Genomic DNA, 18,277 nt, shown 5'->3' on the forward strand with positions numbered 1-18,277 from the left:
ATCAAGTTGAACGTCGAGTTACAGCCCAAAAGATGAGAGCCAGAGCACTGACACCAGCTCCTAATAGACACACCCCGTTCCATCCGGCATAGATGTACATATGAGTGGAAGCAATGGCCCCGGTGGCGCTACCGATGGAATAAAATATCATGTAGCCTGCAGTAAGTCGGCTCCGTGCCTCAGGGCGAACATTGAAAATCAGGCTTTGGTTGGTGACATGTACAGCCTGTACGGCCAAATCCAAAAGTATTACGCCAAGAACTAAAGCGAACAGAGAATGCTCGGTGTAGCGGATAGGTAACCAGGATAGCAGCAATACAACTAGTGCGATACCCGTCGTCCGTTGTCCCAAGCCCTGATCGGCAAGACGCCCTGCTCGTGCTGCTGCTAATGCCCCGGCGACTCCAGCCAGGCCAAAGGCTCCGATGGCTGTATGTGAAAGAGATAGAGGCGGGGCACTGAGAGGTAACACAAGCGAAGTCCACAATATGCTGAACGCCGTAAAAATGAGCAGCGCAAGGACAGCACGAATACGCAGAATTCGTTCTTGCACGAACAGTACGATAACCGAGCGGAGCAGTTGCGGATAGGAAAGTGTCACACTTGTGGGTTCGTTCTTTGGCAACACCCGCAACAGAGCTACAGCCATAAACAGCGTAAGTATAGCAGAAACAAGGTAAACTGAACGCCAGCCTGCCAGATCAGTTAATACACCGGCCACGGTTCGTGCCAGCAGAATGCCGATAACGACTCCACTGGTCACCAGACCTACGATACGCCCACGTTCAGTCGGATTAGCCAAGGTAGAGGCGAAAGCCACGAGTGTTTGAGTGACTACAGCCAGCAGTCCAATCATTGCCATTCCCATAAGCAGTATTGTACGGGTAGGAGCAAAGCTAACCACGATTAGTGCCAGCGCGGATAGCAGCATTTGCCCTGTAATCAGTCGTCGTCGATTCAAAAGATCGCCAAGCGGGACGAGCAGCAATAATCCCAACGCATAACAAATTTGCGTGATGGTAATGACCATGCCTACCGATGAGTGCGTAATGCCAAATTCGTTTGCCAGCGCATCCAGCAATGGCTGTGCATAGTAAATGTTAGCGACAGCCAGCCCGCAGGCTATGGCAAACAAGAGTGCCACAGATCGGGACAAGGAGGGAATGGGGGCTGTTTCGGCAGCATTTGCTACCGTTTGATGAGGGAGGAGTACCGCTTTTTCTTCTGACGTCTTCATTTTCACATACCACGTCGCTTTCTGTAATTTACATACCGTTGAGTATAATATACCGATTGGTATGTAATGAATTTAGGTCAATATAACTCGTGCATATATAAAATGTCAAGATTTTATCATGTACATATTTGACAGTTTCTTTTCCTGATCATACAATCTTAATATACTGAACGATATGAAAAGAAGGAGCTGCTTATGGTTCGACCACGGGAATTTGATGAAGATCAAGCGTTGAATGCAGCGATGCGAATTTTTTGGGAAAAAGGATTCGAGGCTACATCTTTAAGCGATTTAACCTCCAAAATGGGAATTCAGCGCCCTAGCATTTACGCTGCTTTTGGAGACAAGAAGCAATTATTCGAAGCCGCGCTGCGCAAATATACGCAATCCCACGCTGCTTATGTACGCTCTAGACTACAAAGCAATTCTTCTGTAAAAGAAGCGTTTTACAATTTTTTTGGAGGAATCGTGGCAGAAGAGTACGAGGATGGGCCTAATAGGGGATGCTTTTGTATCAATACGATGGTAGAATTAGCCCCTCATGATGAAAGATTTGAAATTTTAACCAGAGAACATCAGATGTATCTTTCTGCCGTCTTTCAGGAAACCCTTGAGCGTGGTATACGATCAGGAGAGCTGGAGGCTAGCATGGACGCACGAGCTCTGGCCCATACGATGGTCTCTTTGTTAATCGGGATTACCGTGATGATGAAATCACGTCCAGCGCGCTCTTTTATAGATCAGGCGGTTGCGACTTTACTTATATTACTGGATGGGAAATAGAGATGAAGGGAAGAAGCAGGGATGCCACAGATAAAGGCCGTTCAAACCCCGATTGGAGCATTGTATGGACGAGATGCGATCTATTTGGACCATGTGCATATGAATTATTCGAAGAAGGAGCTAGTTTTGAAGGGAGAGATTAATGGGGGGCTGGCAGCGGAAGCAACAGATGGTTTTGTGCCCTACGAACTGATATTCACAGAAGTCTACTACTTCAACATGATTGAACTGGACGTTGCTTTGCACCTGTCTGATCGGGAATATACGCAGGGCAGCAGCTTTGATGAGCTTACAGATACGCCGTTATTGGCTACAATAGCAAGTGCACGGGGGAAAAATCTAAAGCACCTTATGCTAAAAACCTATGACGATATAGTAGAAATTGGCTGTGGAGACTATAAGATGACTATATAAACGAGTTGATTTTTAGAAGAGGAGGATCAATGGATACCCAAATTGAACTATTAAACGTGACTGTATGCTGAATATGTTATTCATACTGTCGGTCCTGTGTGGAATGGTGGCGACCATCGGGAAGAGGAGCTATTGGCGAAATGCTACCATAATGCACTCCAATTAGCTTTAGAACTGAATGCACGAAGCATTGCCTTTCCGAATATCAGCTGAATGAGAGAATACATGCGTGGAAATTAGGGGGGATCATGAATGCATGAGGAGCAAAACCAGGAACATTGGCCGGTGTGGGCTACGGAGCCTGTAAAAATAGTGAATGCTGATCCTGCCTGGTCAGAGCAGGGCTTAAAGGTCATTCACCAGTTGCGGGAGTTATTACTGCCGTTTAAGGTGACGGAAATCGAACATATAGGAAGCACGGCAATTCCCAATCTTTCCGCTAAGCCCATTATTGATATTATGGCAAAATTAGAATCTTGGGATCAACTGGAACAGGTCGTATCTGCTTTACAACCAGCAGGCTGGAACTATGTTCCACCTGAATTGGACGGTCGGGAATGGAGAAGATTTTTGGTTAAAGTGGAACAGGATCAAAGAAAGGGACATCTGCATCTCATGCTTAAATCTGATGAGCATTGGGATCAGCAGCTATTGTTTCGGAATCGACTTCGTGAACAGCCTGAGCTGATTCAGCAATATGATGTATTAAAAAGACGGCTGGCGATGGAAAATCAGCATGATCGTGAAGCATACACGGAGGCCAAGACTGATTTTGTGCAAAATGTTCTGAATACCGGACATCCTAAAGATTAGGACGACCGGACTCCTGGATACTTTCCGACCAAGCGCCGAAATCTCCGACATTTGTGATTGCCGTGTAGGGGAATGGCCGGAAGGCTTGCCAGCACACCAGAAAGCTTATTCAGAAGCTGCTAAAGTAACTTTCATCCAGTACTCATGTTCATTTCATGATAGGAAAAATCGTATTTATAGACGTTTCAAGAATACGCTGATGCGTTCCAAAGCCATTTCCAACTGTTCTCGTGATGATGCATACGAGCAGCGGATAAAGCCCTCGCCGCCTGGGCCAAATGCGGAACCGGGTACAGTAATGACTCCTTCTTCTTCCAGCAACCGCTTGGCAAACTGCTCTGAGCTTAACCCTGTGTGCATAATGGAGGGAAAAGCATAGAAGGCACCGTTTGGTTCGTGACATGGCAGTCCTGTCTGACATAGGCCTTCAACGAACCATTTTCTACGCAGATTGTAGGATTCCATCATACGATCTTTTTCCTCCAGCCCGTTACGCAGGGATTCAATTGCGGCAATTTGCCCGATAATAGGAGCGCACATGGCGGTATATTGATGAATCTTCAGCATAGCTGAAATCAACTCTCTTGGGCCGCACACGTAGCCGACCCTCCAGCCTGTCATCGCAAATGCTTTGGAAAATCCGCTGATGAGCAGGGTGCGCTCTTTCATTCCCGGCAGAGCAGCGAAGCTTACATGCTTCTGTCCATAGGTCAGTTCAGCATAAATTTCGTCTGATATGACGACAAGATTATGCTCCTCAACCAGGCGGGCAATCGGTAGCCAATCCTCATAGGTCATCACCCCACCCGTCGGATTATTCGGATAACAGAGAATAAGCACTTTGGATCGTGGAGTCAGCTTGGCTTGGAGTGCCTCAGCTGTCAGCTTGAACTGCTGATCCGCAGAGGTTTCAACCGTTACAGTATGTCCTCCGTTCAGAAACGTGATGGGTGAATACGAAATATAACATGGAGCCGGAATGAGTATTTCATCGTGTGCGGTGATCAGGGCGCGTAGTGCCAAATCCAGTGCTTCACTGCTGCCAATGGTAACCATGATTTCATCTGTCGGGTTGTAGGATGTGCTGAAGCTGCTCTCCAGATATCCGGCAATCTCCTCACGAAGCTCGGGAAGACCAGCATTCGGTGTGTATGATGTTTTACCATTTTCCAGTGCTGTGATACAGGCCTTTCTGACATGTTGAGGGGTTACAAAGTCAGGTTCACCGACACCAAGCGATACAATATCTTTTCTGCCTGTACTATATTCGAAAAACTTACGGATGCCTGAAGGTGGCATTTCCCGTACAGCTGGAGTCAAAAAATCGGTTATTGATACTGCTGTCGATACATTTGTCATGATGATTTCCTCCTTTTTAAAAAACAAAAAAACCCGCCCCTGTAAAAGGGACGAGTTTATACCCGTGTTACCACCCTAGTTTCATTCCATTGGAAATGACACTCTGTTCACGTATCCATCAATACGTGTTCCGGTTAACGCTGGAAAGGCGGCAGAGCTTACTTCAGGTTCAGCCCGCTTCTCAGAGATGGCGTTCGGCTACCCTCGGAATGTTGGCTTTCACCTGCCCCAACTCTCTGCAAATCCGCTGTATAGCTTACTCGTTCTCGTCATTGAAATTTGTTACCGTATCAAGTTAGGTGTAATTATAAGCACAACATTTCAGGATGGCAAGTCTTTTTTTTATAAACTTTAAAGACACATATCATCATTGACGACTGGAAAATAACGTATATAGTGGTATCAAGGGGATTGTGCCCCAGATTTCAATGTGTTATATGACTATATTGCCAGAGAGGAATGGTATCCATATGAACGTATTTGAACGCTTTAGCAGTGAAGTTTTGCCGGCGGATTGGAGCTGGATCAATGAGCCGGCTGAGTGGAGATTCGATGATTCCAAGTCTTTGCAAATTTCTGCACCTTCACAGGCAGATTTCTTTAGGGATCCGTCTGGCGCAGCGACTAAATCGTCCGCACCCTTTTTGCATACAACGCTTCAAGGTGATTTTACAATATGGACGAGGGTCCGTGTTGATATGAAGCAGCCTTATGATTCAGGATGCTTGATGATGATGGCGGATGATACCCACTGGGCTAAGCTGTGTTTTGAATATTTTGAAAGCACTCCATCTATTCTTAGTGTGGTCACTCGGGATACATCCGATGATTGTATCTCTGGGGCGATGGACGTGTCCAATCCGTATTTACGAGTGGCACGAGCTGGAAATTGCTTTGCATTCCATTATTCATCAGACGGTCAGCATTGGAAGCTGGCGAGATATTTTGGTATGAATGTTCCTAACCAGCTAAAAGTTGGAGTTGTTGCTCAATCCCCGGTGGGGGAGGGCTGTGCTGTTACCTTTGATGCCTTGACGATAACAAACCATGTATCCGAGGACATACGAAACGTGGAGTAAATAGACAAAGGCTTTCTCTCTAAGTATGAAAGCGCTATAAAATAGGGCTTGAAAAGACGTATATACGCATACTCAGGCAGGAGGTAGATGGAAACTTGCTGTTAAGAAGGAAGGGCTACAAGCTGCTCAGTTTGTTGGGAGTGCTGCTTGTAGCTACGTTGGGCTGTTTCGGACTCATTATGTATTTACAGTCCACAAGCGGAACAAGGATGTATCAATTTCTGTACTGGGATATATTCCTGGCCTGGGTTCCGGTCTTTATCACTCTGGGAATGATGGCTTTATTCAGACTGCAAAGTACAAAAGTGAGAAGTATTCTTTTATTTTTCTCTTCAATTGTATGGTTGTTTTTTCTGCCGAATGCTCTTTATTTGGTGACTGAGTTACTTCATGCGTTTCGTTTTTACGATGTGAATCCTGATACACGTTTTTGGTTGAACACACAATTTTGGTTTATCTTATTTACGTCTTTTTCAGCAGCAGGGCTGGGCCTTTTTCTTACATCCCTTTGTGTATTGGTGATCCACCATATGCTGAGGAGGATTTGTTCAGGTGGACTCGCATGGGCTGTAGTTTTTGTGTTGTTGTGGCTGGCCAGCATAGGCGTATATATTGGCAGATTTGCTCGCTGGAATAGCTGGGATGTATTATTGCAGCCACTGGTGCTCCTTGCGGATATTTGGAGATGGGGAGTACATGCAGGACCAAGGCTTCATTTGCTGTCCTTTTGCTGGCTGGTGTTTGGGATAGCAGTCATTTTTTATTTATTGATCTATATCTCTTTAAGTGAGGATCAGGATGTTTAGGCCGAGGACATGTATTCAATGAATACAGGCTTCGGCCTATTTTTACATGTGGCGTGTCAGGAGTTGGTGCTGTCCTCCCCGTGCACATCGTAAAGCACGCGCACAAGCAGATCCTGACTGAAATTCCCGAATCTTTTGCCAAAAATAGTGAGCCCACCTTTGTTTTCCGATTGATCGGTTACGGATAAACGGAGTGTAATGTCGCTTTTATAGTTAAGGTTAATATCGTCTATTGTGACTTCGGATATGCGGCACCCGTCAATGAAGCTGCCATGCTGATTGATGCGAATTAATTTGAGCATACCATATTGATTCAAATGCGGTGGCCACCAATCTGGATTCAGAACCCCCGGCACTTCTCCAAAATCTCCGGCGCTGGTCCAGTGCCCAATAGGGATACCGTTAATATGAAAACAAATGTCAGAGGGATATTCCTCACAATAGCAGGGTGCTTCTGAGCCCAGTTCTGCGGAGAATTGAATTTCCTTAAAGGATTGATTCGCTTTCAGATAGTTGGGGATGCGGTATTCCAAAAAACCTTCGGCCATCCAGATCATTTCCGACTCCAGCCGCCCGGGATCTGCAAAATAGCGTGGATCATCAAAATCGCCGATTATGCTGTCTCGGGTCACCAATCCACAAGTGGGGGACGCTTGGTAGTTACTATAATGACCTACGCGAATCTCAACCTCATACACATTTTTTTGTTCTCTGCTGCGCAAATCTACCATCAGCTTATCCTTGTTCAAATAACACATTTTTCGGGTACCGTGCTTGCCGCTAACGGTATTGATCTCCACAAGGCCGCATTCTTCCAACTTTCGAATATGCATTGTAATGGTACCGTTGCTCAAATTAAGTTTGTTTGCAATGTCATTCATACTTTGGCCCTGATAAGCAAGTAGCTCGAGAATTTGAATGCGGATTTCGGAACCCAGTGCTTTAAAAATATCTAACCCTGACATTAAGTTCTTAATATAAATCATAGCTATAGACCATCCTTATCTATAAAAATTGTGATGTAAGCGCTTATATTTTTTACTTTGATTTATGTTAAAATAAAATCAAAAAGAAGTAAACTGCTTTTTTGTAAATTTTTTTTACTAAATAAAGAGGGGAGTGATTAGGCTCCAAATTAGAGATTATTTCATAAATAAATCGTTTTTAAGTTTTATTACTGGTTTTTTAGATGAAAATTAACTTAAATACGATTTAATTTTGCTTTTCATGTTACTCTAATCTATGTTTTATAATTATTTAAAAAGATTGAAAAATACATTGACGAACTGAGGAAGCGCATGCTATATTTTGTTTGTAAACGAATTCATTATTGATAAAGTAAAATGTTAATTATATGGTACATGAGAGGGATGATAATCACAGCGGCAATCAACAACGGGTTGTGTACCGCACAGTTAAAGATTAGGCCGAGTGGTATGAAGTTATTTTAACACCAAATGTATGCGGTTTCATTTAAATTTAGGAGGGGTCGCGTTGATAAAGAAAAAAGGTTTTGCAATAGCAATGGTTGTTCTGTTGTTAATGATGGCTGCATTGACTGGTTGTGGCGGGGGAAGTTCCAGTAGTGATGGAAGCAAGGAACTGACATTCATGTTCCGTGGTGGAACAGATGAGCAAAAGGCTTATAAGGAAGTAATTAAGAAATTTGAAGCGGAACATCCTGGCGTAAAGGTTAAAATGGTCGTGACAGCAGCGGACCAATATGCTACAAAGCTTAGAGCTGCGATCACAGGAAATAATCTTCCAGATGTTTTTTATTTTAACCCTGGAGATGTGAAAGCTTATGTAAACAGTGGGGTACTGAAGAACCTCACCCCTTACATTGAGAAGAATAAGGATATAAACCTAGATAACATTTGGAAATACGGTGTGGATTTATATCGCTATGACGGTAAAATGGCCGGTCAAGGAGATATTTACGGTATGCCGAAGGACTTGGGTCCATTCGCACTTGGCTACAACAAAACGATGTTCGAAAAAGCGGGCGTGCCTTTGCCTGATAAAGACAAACCGTATACATGGGATGAGTTCATCAAGGTCAACCAAGAGTTAACCAAAGATACGAATGGTGACGGCAAGCCAGATCAGTACGGTACAGGCTTTAACGTTCAGTGGGCATTACAAGCCTTTGTATGGAGCAATGGGGCGGATTGGCTGGATGAGAGCAAAACCAAAGTAACGGTTGATGATCCGAAATTTGCGGAAGCGCTTCAGTACTTTGCTGACATGCAAAACAAATATAAAATCACACCTGGTATTGAACAATCGCAAACATTGGACACATACCAACGTTGGATGAAGGGCGAAATGGCATTCTTCCCGGTAGGTCCTTGGGATATGAGTACATTTGAAAAACTGCCATTCGAATATGATTTGCTGCCGTTCCCAGCCGGATCGACTGGAAAATCGGCAACATGGATTGGTTCCCTGGGTATCGGTGTTTCCTCTAAAACAAAATATCCAGATGAAGCTGTAGAACTGGTTAATTACCTGACCACTTCCAAAGAAGGAATGAAGCAGCTGGTAGATGCCAAGGTACAAATTCCGAATCTGCTGGACATGGCTGATGAATGGTCCAAAGATACGAAAACCAAGCCTAACAATAAACAGGAATTTATTGATATCGTAAATGACTATGGACGCTCATTACCAGGCAACTATACGTATAATGCAGAATGGTATGATATTTTCTTCACAGATATTCAGCCTGTACTGGACGGCAAAATTACGGCGGCAGATTATCTGAAGCAAGAACAACCGAAAATGCAGAAACTGCTGGATAAAGCGGTGGAGCAAGAGAAAAAATCACAGAAATAATGCGTAAATAGAGGAAAAAAGGATGATGTTAGTGGCTAAATATCATGCTGCTAACATCATCTTCATTCCAAATTAGAAACAGAGGTGAGCCCTGTGATAACCAAATCTAATCTCTACCGCAAAGAGAAGATATATGGATACTTATTTATTCTTCCACCTATTCTCGGTCTGCTAATCTTTACGTTATTCCCGTTTGTCTATTCGTTATACGGCTCTTTTACAGACTGGGACGGATTGGGACAAATGAATTTTATTGGTTTCGACAATTTTAAAGATTTATTTAGCGATGAGCTCTTTTATAAATCGATGTACAATACTCTTTTCTTAATGCTGGGTATTCCAATCGGTCTTGTACTAGCTTTACTGCTGGCACTAGGTTTGAATCGCAAGATTCCAGGTACGACAACATTTCGTGTGATTTACTATATCCCGGTTATTTCTTCGTTGGCTGCCGTTTCTATTATGTGGAACTGGGCATACAACGGAGACTATGGTTTGGTGAACCAATTCCTCGAAATATTCGGTATTAAGGGTCCTAACTGGCTGATGGATAAGGATACGGTCAAACCGGCCTTGATTCTCATGACCGTCTGGAAGGGTCTCGGCTATACGATGCTGCTATATCTGGCAGCCCTGCAAAGCGTGTCTCGCTCTTATTATGAAGCAGCAGAGCTAGATGGAGCTAGCGGATTCCAGATGTTCCGCAATATTACATGGCCAATGGTGAAACCAGTAACCTTCTTTCTGGTCGTAACTAATATCATTGGTGGTTCGCAAATCTTTACTGAAATGAACATTATGACACCTACAGGGGGTCCGGAATACTCATCCGCCTCAATCGTCTTTTATATTTGGGATAAGGCATTTAAAAACCTGCAAATGGGATATGCCTCCGCGATGGCTATGATTCTCGGCATCTTCATTTTTATCGTAACTTTGATTCAATTCAAAATGAATGAAAAATCGTCCTTTGATGGGGATTGATTTTCGCGGAAAGGAGTGAGTCTGATTATGTCCCATAGTCAAAAAACGAAAGTTACCAATACCATTATCTTTATTGTACTAGCGATTGGAGCGATTGTGATGATCGCGCCGCTGCTTTGGATGCTGTCCACTTCGGTGAAAGAAAAGCAGGATGTCTTTGCTCTTCCGCCAGTATGGATACCAGAGGTGTTCCAGTTTGGCAAGTATAAGGAAATTTGGGAAGCAGGACCTTTGTTAAGCGGGATCAAGAACAGTGTGATTGTGGCTGTAAGTGTTACCGTTATAGGTACCTTTACATCCAGTGTAGCCGCTTTTGCATTTGCAAAGCTGAGATTCCCTCATAAAAATAAACTGTTTCTGGCACTCATCGCATCTATGATGATTCCATACCCAACGGTTATGATTCCACAGTTTATGATGTTTTCCAAACTGGGCTGGGTGGATACACTGCTGCCTCTGATTGTTCCAGGTTTGTTCGGAAATGTAGTTATGATCTTTTTCCTGCGGCAGTACTTGCTTAGTGTACCAGATGCCATTATCGAAGCTGCTAAAATTGACGGAAGTTCTTATTTCCGACTCTATTCGTCGATTACGTTCCCGCTCATTAAGCCAGCAGTTGCAGCACAGCTTATTTTATGGTTCATGGGGATTTGGAACGATTATTTGGCACCGATTATTTACTTGAACTCACCAGAAACGCAGACACTGCAGCTGGTTATCGCGAATTTTAATGCGACTTACGCCATTCAGACGGACTATCCGCTTATCATGGCAGCATCAATTATAGCCTTGTTACCTGTACTGATTATATTCTTGATCTTCCAGAAACAAATTATTGAATCGGTTGCCATTTCGGGTGTCAAAGGCTAATTGACACTTGGAGGGTATGGATGAATGATGTAAGGCAGTCACAATATGTAATGGGTAAAGGAAGGAGGAGAATAACAGTTATGGTTATGCTGCTCATGCTGGGTCTATCCGGCTGTGGGGATAACACTCCGGACCCTGTGTATCCGCAGGCTCCGCCTCCCGATCACTTGTATGATCAAAGTACGATTAACGATGAACAGCGCTGGACCATTAACAATGCACATGACCCGGCGATTATCAAAACAGATCAAGGCTATTATGTCTACTCAACGGATGTAAAGACAGGTGGAGAATTGAGACCTGGTGTTATGGTACGCAAATCGACTGATCTGATTCACTGGAACTGGGTTCAGTATGCACTCCCCGGCATTCCAAAGGAAGCGGAGGCGTGGTCATCATCAACCAATCTGTGGGCACCGGACATCATCAAGATGGGTGATACCTATCGGATGTATTACTCCGCTTCTACCTTTGGCAGCACACGGTCTGCGATCGGATTGCAGACATCCAGCTCCCCAGAAGGCCCTTGGAAGGATGAGGGGCTGGTCGTTAAAACGAGAGAGCATGACAAGCTGAATGCGATTGATGCCAATCCGGTGCTGGATGCAGAGGGAAATCCATGGATGGTATACGGCTCTTTTTTCGGCGGTATTTACATTACGCCGCTTGATCCCCTGACTGGAAAGCTTAAAGAGTCCGGCTATGGCAAAAATATCGCTGCCAGAGATCGGGCAACTGAGGACGGTGCTGTAGAAGGGCCTTACATTGTGTACAATCCAATGTTCCGTAAATACTACTTGTTCGTCTCGTATGATTCTTTGTTCGAGGACTACAATGTTCGCGTTGCTCGCTCAGATTCTATCACAGGGCCTTATGTGGACATGAATGGACATGACATGGCAGATACCAGCTATTTGCCTCAATACGAGATTGGAAACAAGGTATTGGGCGGATATCGGTTCAGCGAAGGAGAAGGCTGGGTTGCGCCAGGTCACAATTCTGTCCTGAAGGACGGTGCGGATTATTATATTGTACATCATGCGCGGGGAGAAACGGACAAGAGCTGGCCGTACCTGCATGTACGCAAAATATTATGGACGGCAGAGGGCTGGCCGGTCGTCTCTCCGGAGCGCTATGCGGGGGAAAAGGAGCAGGATATACCCAAAAGGCTATTATCCGGCAACTGGGAGCGCATCGTGATAAGGCAGGAAGTAGATGGTCAGGTGGAAGCTGAACCGCTCCGTCTTGAAGATGGAGGGCGGGCAACCAGTGGTTCTCTTGAAGGTCACTGGAGCTTTGATGGCAAGCGTACTCTAACAATGGATTGGAGCGATACATCCGAAGGAACAAAGGAAGAACTGTTATTGCTTCCTTCATGGGACTGGGAGCTCGGCCGCCATACTCTAATTTTCACGGGTATGAATGAAAAGGGAATTTCCATCTGGGGAAAACGTATCAGCGATTAATTGTATGAACTACATACTACACATAGAGGAGAGAATAACCATGAATCAATCTGTACCCTTTAATAATCCGGTCATTGAGCAACGGGCAGACCCTTGGATTTACAAGCATAGTGACGGATACTATTATTTCACCGGATCTGTGCCAGAGTATGACCGCATTGAGGTTCGACGAGCAAGTACTATTCAAGGCTTGAGTACGGCAGAGCCTGTCGCAGTGTGGCACAAATATGAAACGGGCCCGTTAAGTGCGAACATTTGGGCACCGGAAATTCATTATATTAACGACAAATGGTACATTTATTTTGCAGCAGCTCGTACAACGGAGACGAAGGAAGGCCTGTTCGACCACCGGATGTTCGTGCTTGAAAATGATTCAGCTAATCCTCTGGAAGGGGAATGGGTGGAAAAAGGACAGATCAAAACCCGTTGGGAGACGTTCGCCCTTGATGCGACAACCTTCCAGCATAATGGAGTTCTGTATTATGTGTGGGCTCAGAAGGACCCGGACATCGTCGGTAATTCCAATCTGTATATTTCTGAAATGAGCAATCCATGGACGCTGCGCGGTGAGCAGGTCATGATCTCCACTCCTGAATATGATTGGGAAATCATCGGTTTTAAGGTGAATGAAGGAGCAGCGGTTCTGAAACGGAACGGGCGGATCTTTATCAGTTATTCAGCTAGCGCCACAGACCACAATTATTGCATGGGCCTGTTGACAGCAGATGAGAATGCGGATTTACTTGATCCGAAATCATGGACGAAATCACCTGAGCCGGTATTCTGCACCAATGAGGAAACAGGACAATTCGGGCCAGGTCATAACAGTTTTACGGTTGCTGCTGACGGTAGCGATGTAATCGTATATCACGCCCGAAACTACAAGGAAATTACAGGTGATCCGCTGTATGATCCGAATCGTCATACACGTGTTCAGCCGTTCAACTGGAAGGAAGATGGAACACCTGATTTTGGTATTCCAGCACCAGATGGCGTTTCTGTTGATAAATAAGCGAAATCTATTATAGATGGTTGACGTGTTGCACAGCGGTACTGTAACTTTCTAGAAATCATAGGGAATTATGATTCGACTGCGTATAACAAGAGTAATAAGATATCTTCTGAGCCTTCAGGCTGGAGGATATCTTTTTGCTTTTGGGACGGCAAGGAGGACTCTTTTCAAAAACTTCGATTTCTGCTATATTTAAATCGTAATATTTACGAATTGATCAAGGGGTGGAAATCTCGTGAACAAGCGGATTGATCCGTTTACCGTTAAAAAGGTTGAATACCTGCTGAATGGCTATATTGCGCTAAAGGTGCCAGGCTACGTGCGTTCTGACGTGCGGCTCATTTATCAAATAGAGGATAACTGTTTGATCTTGACGGAGGAAAGGCCTTCTAATGAAACTGAGTCGTGGGATCGCACGGACATTGTCCAATTTCGCTGGGAGGAAAATCATTGGCATGTATATGCCCGGCAAGAGGCTGAAAGCTGGCAGCGCGTAAAAGAGATTGCACCTAATCCGTGCTTTGAAGAACAGCTCGAACAGGTAGAAATAGATCCAGCAGGTATTTTTTGGACAGGTTAACGAAGTGCAGAATGATAAGTTCGGAAGATGGAGGTAGTGGGAGTCGTCCCGTTAAACTATATATGGAAGTAAACAGACTGACCGTAACTCCTTATATGGAGGTTACGGTCATTTGTTTTGTCTGGGGTGGCACTGTCTAGTTTACGTTTCCATGTCTTGTCATGAGGCTTGTTACGGGCACTGTAAATCAGGGTATGTGAAACACAGAGCGTGATAACGAGTGGGGAGCGGTGTGTAGTGAATGAGCAGCAACGTAATGACAGACAAAGGCGTGTAGATGAGCAGTATCGACCGGAACCTGAGATAAGACAAGTAGAGCGGGAGCTTGGAGCATTGTATCCAAAAGGCAGATCCCGAATTGCACTGACAGGCGCCAGTGGTTATATCGGGCATAATCTGCTGCAGAGGCTGACTGAGCATGCAGATGTCATTGCCTTATCCCGCAGTGGAGATCAGCGTAAAAATACAGAGCACGTGGAATGGCGCTCGTGTGATTTTTTTTCCATGGAGGATGCAAATCAAGGATTACATGGAGCGGATTATGCCGTATATCTCATTCATTCCATGCTGCCCTCAGCGAAGCTGACACAAGGAACATTTGAGGATATGGATGTGATTTTGGCAGAGCATTTTGCCCGGGCAGCGCGTAATAACGGGGTGAAGCAGATTGTATACTTGAGCGGTATCCTTCCCGAGCATACAAGTGAGGATGAACTATCCCGACATTTACGCAGCCGTCTGGAGGTTGAGCGTGTATTGAAGTCTTTTGGAGTACCTGTAACCACAATTCGTGCAGGCTTGATCGTCGGCCCACAGGGTTCATCGTTTCCAATTTTGGTCAAGCTCGTTCGCAGATTACCAGTCATGATTCTGCCTCGTTGGACCCGAACCAAGACCCACCCGATTGCATTGGAGGATATTTTGAATGCGCTGGATCGGAGCATCGGCAACCGTACTCTTGATGAACAAATTATAGACGTAGGCGGGCCGGAGGTTATGACATATAGAGAAATGATGCAAAGAACAGCGGAAATAATGGATAAAAAGCGTCGCTTTTTTAATGTGCCGTTGCTGACGATCAAACTGTCCCGCCTTTGGGTTACCCTAGTGACTGGAGCCTCCAAAGAGATGGCTTATCCGCTGATTGAAAGCTTGGCTCATCCGATGGTGGCGCAACGGAAACATAAGGTTCAAGGCATCAGCGATGGGAAGATTTCCTTTGACAAAGCAGCTCGAACCTCACTCGAGCAGGAAGAAGAATATCGGCATAAGAAGAATTCCCATAGCAAGTCCAAAAAGCCGTTAAAGTCAGCAATTCGATCATTAAAATCTGATGTACGCTCGGTGCAACGGATCAAACTCCCGCCTGGTAAGGATGCAACATGGGCCGGGGAACGCTATTTGGCCTGGCTTCCGGTCTTTGCAAAACCTTGGGTGCGTGTCGAGACACGGGGCCCGGATACCTATCAGTTGTATCTCTTGGGTAGTCGAAAGCCGTTGTTAGAAATGATTTATGACCGTGCGCAGAGCACCTCTGAGTTTGCACTCTATCGAATCACAGGAGGTACTTTTGCCACTGTAAAGGAAGACCATCGCGGCAGGCTTGAGTTCCTGCAAATTCCCGGTACAAATATTTGTGTCGTAGCCATTCATGATTATGTGCCATCGCTGCCTTGGTTTATTTATAAATATACACAGGCCAAAGTACATTTGGGGGTTATGTATGCGTTTGGCAAGTATGTCAAGCGGTTGATTGATACAAATGTTTAATATTTTCCACGAGATGGAAGCTACAAATGTATGGTAAAGTGTAATATATACAAGGTTTTATCCAAATGTCCTATCCAAAGTCTCCTGTGCATACCGAATCCGAATCACACGAGGTGAGAAAAATGCTGCAATCGTTAAAAGCCATTGCTAATTACAGGAAAGAAAATGATCTGGCCTGGGATACACCGACTTGGTTAAAGCTGCTTGTTTCGGCTGAGGAGCGTATTGTAAATTTGGAACGCATTCGATCTATAGGTGAGTTAAAGGATGCCAATCCTGTACTGGATTACGTGGAGCGTACGTTGCTTATTTTGGACGGACTTCCATTGTCATTCTGGGTTAAAGAGCTGCTGGAGGATGTATTGGTGTGGTCTGAGACAGCCAAAGGAGGTACAGTCCGCGAACGGCTACGCTGGCAGCATGAGGGCATTAATTTATTTGTACATAACATCGGCTCCTCCCAACTGTATGTCAGACAGGCCCAAGCGGAGTCCCCTGCGTACCCGCGCAATAGCATGACCCGAATTCTGATTGAGACGCATGGATTGATCGGGCAATATATACGGGGAGAAATTCCTTTTGCGGAAAATCGACTGCTGCTTGAAATTACTCGTAAGGGCTGGCTGAGCTCTGAGGAACTGGAGCTTGTTTTACGGGCCCTGAACGAGTGTATTATCGCCGGGGTAGAACCTGCATTATGGGACCAAGTACGCAGTGAAGTAGAGCAGCTGATCGGCTGGATTGCATGGGATAACGCTCCTGTAGTCTGGAGTGTAAAGGAGCGACTGGAGAGATTACGGTCGGTTTCGATTCATGAAGGAGAGCCGTTCGAGCAGGCTTACACAGAACTAGAGCAGGAGTTGAATGTAGAGAAGGCGCTGGCTCCGTTGGAGAATCGGACACTTTGGTATGTAGAATCAGCTTTGCAGGATTTTTCACTTCAAGAACTGGTAAAGGTATTCTTACTCACATTAAGGGATGGGACGGGGCAGGAACAGCCTGCGACCGTTCGCCATATCAGCTTCGAATCGCTTATGAATACGATGTATTATGACTATCGTGGTGTCAAGAAAATTAACGTATATAAAAAACGAATGATAGAAAAATATTTAAGTGCACTGTCCTGGCAGGACATCTCAAAAGGGAAACGGAAGCATAATCCTCATTTGAGTGTGATCGTGGAGCATAAAGAGGAGCTGCCGAGTACTGTATTTTTTAATTTTGTATTTTCATCTGCGGCTGAGAAACTAATCGATTTTTGTATTGAAGCAGAAAAAACGCCTCTGTATGACAAAGCAGTCCTGCTGCTGTTCGATCTGTTCGGATTACGGCGTGATGCTTATGATCGCTTTCACAATGAGGAAACGTATCTTACAGATATGAACCAGACCGTAGATTACAAAAGGGTCATTTTGGATTACGTGACGGGAACCCGCATACTGGATATTGGACCCGGCGGGGGCGTGCTGCTGGATCTGATCGAACAGGAAAGACCAGATGCGAAGCCATTAGGTCTTGATATTTCTGTGAATGTCATTGAGGCACTTAAACGTAAAAAGCAATTGGAGCGCCATCGTTGGGATGTCATCAAAGGAGATGCGCTTCGGTTGGAGGAATATGTGGAAACGGGGAGCATGGACACGGTCATCTTCTCTTCGATTCTTCACGAGCTCTATTCCTACATCGAACGAGATGGAATTCGGTTCAATCCACAAACGGTGGAGGCTGCTTTGCAGAGTGCCTATCGTGTGCTTGCACCCGGCGGGCGTATCATCATTCGTGACGGTATTATGACCGAACCAGTAGAGCAGCGCAGACGAATTCGATTCTTGGAGCCGGACGGAATGGAATGGCTGATGCGGTATGCGCAAGATTTTGCAGGCCGCCACATTGAAATAGAGCGTGTGGGTGAGCATGAGGCTGTTTTGCCAGTGAACGATGCGATGGAATTTCTATATACCTATACATGGGGGGCGGAAGCCTATGTGCATGAAGTGCAGGAGCAGTTTGGTTATTTTACCCCGTCACAGTATGAAGAGTGTATCCATAACACACTTGGATCACAAGCGATTATCCGGGTGAGCCGCCATTATTTACAGGAGGGCTATGCCGAGGCGCTGTCCAGCCGTGTTGAGTTCATGGATGAGCAGGGCCAGCGGGTTCCTTTGCCAGACAGTACCTGTCTGATCGTGATTGAGAAGCCGAATAATAGGGCTGGAATTGCTGAATGATTTTTAATTTGAACAAGAGAATGCCTTCTGATTTG

General features: G+C 45.1%; 16 protein-coding genes, 1 pseudogene and 1 other annotated feature. Of the genes and pseudogenes, 14 read left to right on the plus strand and 3 right to left on the minus strand.

Annotated elements, in window-relative coordinates; genetic code table 11:
* Position 1: 1 nt before the first annotated feature.
* Complete coding sequence (locus NLX82_RS10735) at positions 2–1,237, minus strand: MFS transporter (protein WP_254348007.1); 1,236 nt, start codon at positions 1,235–1,237, stop codon at positions 2–4.
* A 195-nt stretch (positions 1,238–1,432) separates the two neighbouring features.
* Between NLX82_RS10735 and NLX82_RS10740 the strand changes: the two genes are divergently transcribed.
* The 4 genes and pseudogenes from NLX82_RS10740 (at position 1,433) to NLX82_RS10755 (ending at position 3,247) form a co-directional block, all read left to right on the plus strand.
* On the plus strand, positions 1,433–2,020 hold the full coding sequence (locus NLX82_RS10740; protein ID WP_254348009.1) for a TetR/AcrR family transcriptional regulator: 588 nt from the start codon (positions 1,433–1,435) through the stop codon (positions 2,018–2,020).
* A 21-nt stretch (positions 2,021–2,041) separates the two neighbouring features.
* Positions 2,042–2,434: a hypothetical protein gene (locus NLX82_RS10745; protein ID WP_254348011.1), complete on the plus strand. Its 393-nt coding sequence runs from the start codon at positions 2,042–2,044 to the stop codon at positions 2,432–2,434.
* Between the two features lie 60 nt (positions 2,435–2,494).
* Positions 2,495–2,644, plus strand: a pseudogene (locus NLX82_RS10750) (macro domain-containing protein); the annotation flags it as partial.
* A 42-nt stretch (positions 2,645–2,686) separates the two neighbouring features.
* A complete protein-coding gene (locus tag NLX82_RS10755) occupies positions 2,687–3,247 on the plus strand; it encodes a GrpB family protein (protein ID WP_023988065.1) in 561 nt (186 codons plus the stop codon).
* Positions 3,248–3,421: 174 nt separating this feature from the next.
* Here the strand turns inward: NLX82_RS10755 and NLX82_RS10760 are convergent, their stop codons facing one another.
* A complete protein-coding gene (locus NLX82_RS10760; protein WP_023988066.1) occupies positions 3,422–4,606 on the minus strand; it encodes an aminotransferase class I/II-fold pyridoxal phosphate-dependent enzyme in 1,185 nt (394 codons plus the stop codon).
* Between the two features lie 43 nt (positions 4,607–4,649).
* Positions 4,650–4,888, minus strand: a binding site (T-box leader).
* Positions 4,889–5,076: 188 nt separating this feature from the next.
* On the opposite strand from NLX82_RS10760, the gene NLX82_RS10765 reads away from it, so the two are divergent.
* Together NLX82_RS10765 and NLX82_RS10770 are read left to right on the plus strand one after the other, a co-directional pair.
* Positions 5,077–5,685, plus strand: a complete 609-nt coding sequence (locus NLX82_RS10765; RefSeq protein WP_028542799.1) for a DUF1349 domain-containing protein — start codon at positions 5,077–5,079, stop codon at positions 5,683–5,685.
* A gap of 95 nt (positions 5,686–5,780) precedes the next feature.
* The gene (locus NLX82_RS10770) at positions 5,781–6,491 is read left to right on the plus strand and encodes a DUF1361 domain-containing protein (RefSeq protein ID WP_028542798.1); all 711 of its coding nucleotides are present in this window, start codon (positions 5,781–5,783) and stop codon (positions 6,489–6,491) included.
* 56 nt (positions 6,492–6,547) lie between these two features.
* Here NLX82_RS10770 and NLX82_RS10775 read toward each other — a convergent pair whose 3' ends face one another.
* Positions 6,548–7,477, minus strand: coding sequence for an ArsR/SmtB family transcription factor (locus NLX82_RS10775; protein ID WP_053325180.1), 930 nt, complete (start codon positions 7,475–7,477; stop codon positions 6,548–6,550).
* A gap of 508 nt (positions 7,478–7,985) precedes the next feature.
* Here NLX82_RS10775 and NLX82_RS10780 point away from each other — a divergent pair.
* The 8 genes from NLX82_RS10780 (at position 7,986) to NLX82_RS10815 (ending at position 18,242) form a co-directional block, all read left to right on the plus strand.
* Positions 7,986–9,329: an ABC transporter substrate-binding protein gene (locus tag NLX82_RS10780; protein ID WP_023988070.1), complete on the plus strand. Its 1,344-nt coding sequence runs from the start codon at positions 7,986–7,988 to the stop codon at positions 9,327–9,329.
* Between the two features lie 93 nt (positions 9,330–9,422).
* Positions 9,423–10,313 carry a carbohydrate ABC transporter permease gene (locus NLX82_RS10785; protein ID WP_023988071.1) on the plus strand — a complete coding sequence of 297 codons (891 nt, stop codon included), beginning with the start codon at positions 9,423–9,425 and terminating at the stop codon, positions 10,311–10,313.
* A 27-nt stretch (positions 10,314–10,340) separates the two neighbouring features.
* The gene (locus NLX82_RS10790) at positions 10,341–11,183 is read left to right on the plus strand and encodes a carbohydrate ABC transporter permease (protein WP_023988072.1); all 843 of its coding nucleotides are present in this window, start codon (positions 10,341–10,343) and stop codon (positions 11,181–11,183) included.
* Positions 11,184–11,263: 80 nt separating this feature from the next.
* A complete protein-coding gene (locus NLX82_RS10795) occupies positions 11,264–12,649 on the plus strand; it encodes an arabinan endo-1,5-alpha-L-arabinosidase (RefSeq protein WP_076156991.1) in 1,386 nt (461 codons plus the stop codon).
* 40 nt (positions 12,650–12,689) lie between these two features.
* Complete coding sequence (locus NLX82_RS10800; RefSeq protein WP_068940562.1) at positions 12,690–13,661, plus strand: glycoside hydrolase family 43 protein; 972 nt, start codon at positions 12,690–12,692, stop codon at positions 13,659–13,661.
* Between the two features lie 235 nt (positions 13,662–13,896).
* Positions 13,897–14,241 (plus strand): DUF3024 domain-containing protein, encoded by a 345-nt coding sequence (locus NLX82_RS10805; protein WP_231517263.1) that lies wholly within the window; start codon positions 13,897–13,899, stop codon positions 14,239–14,241.
* Positions 14,242–14,478: 237 nt separating this feature from the next.
* Positions 14,479–16,011 (plus strand): NAD(P)H-binding protein, encoded by a 1,533-nt coding sequence (locus NLX82_RS10810; protein ID WP_319016732.1) that lies wholly within the window; start codon positions 14,479–14,481, stop codon positions 16,009–16,011.
* A 122-nt stretch (positions 16,012–16,133) separates the two neighbouring features.
* Positions 16,134–18,242: a class I SAM-dependent methyltransferase gene (locus NLX82_RS10815; RefSeq protein WP_028542794.1), complete on the plus strand. Its 2,109-nt coding sequence runs from the start codon at positions 16,134–16,136 to the stop codon at positions 18,240–18,242.
* The last annotated feature ends 35 nt before the right edge of the window (positions 18,243–18,277 follow it).

This window comes from Paenibacillus sp. A3M_27_13 (assembly GCF_024213315.1).
Taxonomy (GTDB): Bacteria; Bacillota; Bacilli; order Paenibacillales; family Paenibacillaceae; genus Paenibacillus; species Paenibacillus polymyxa_B.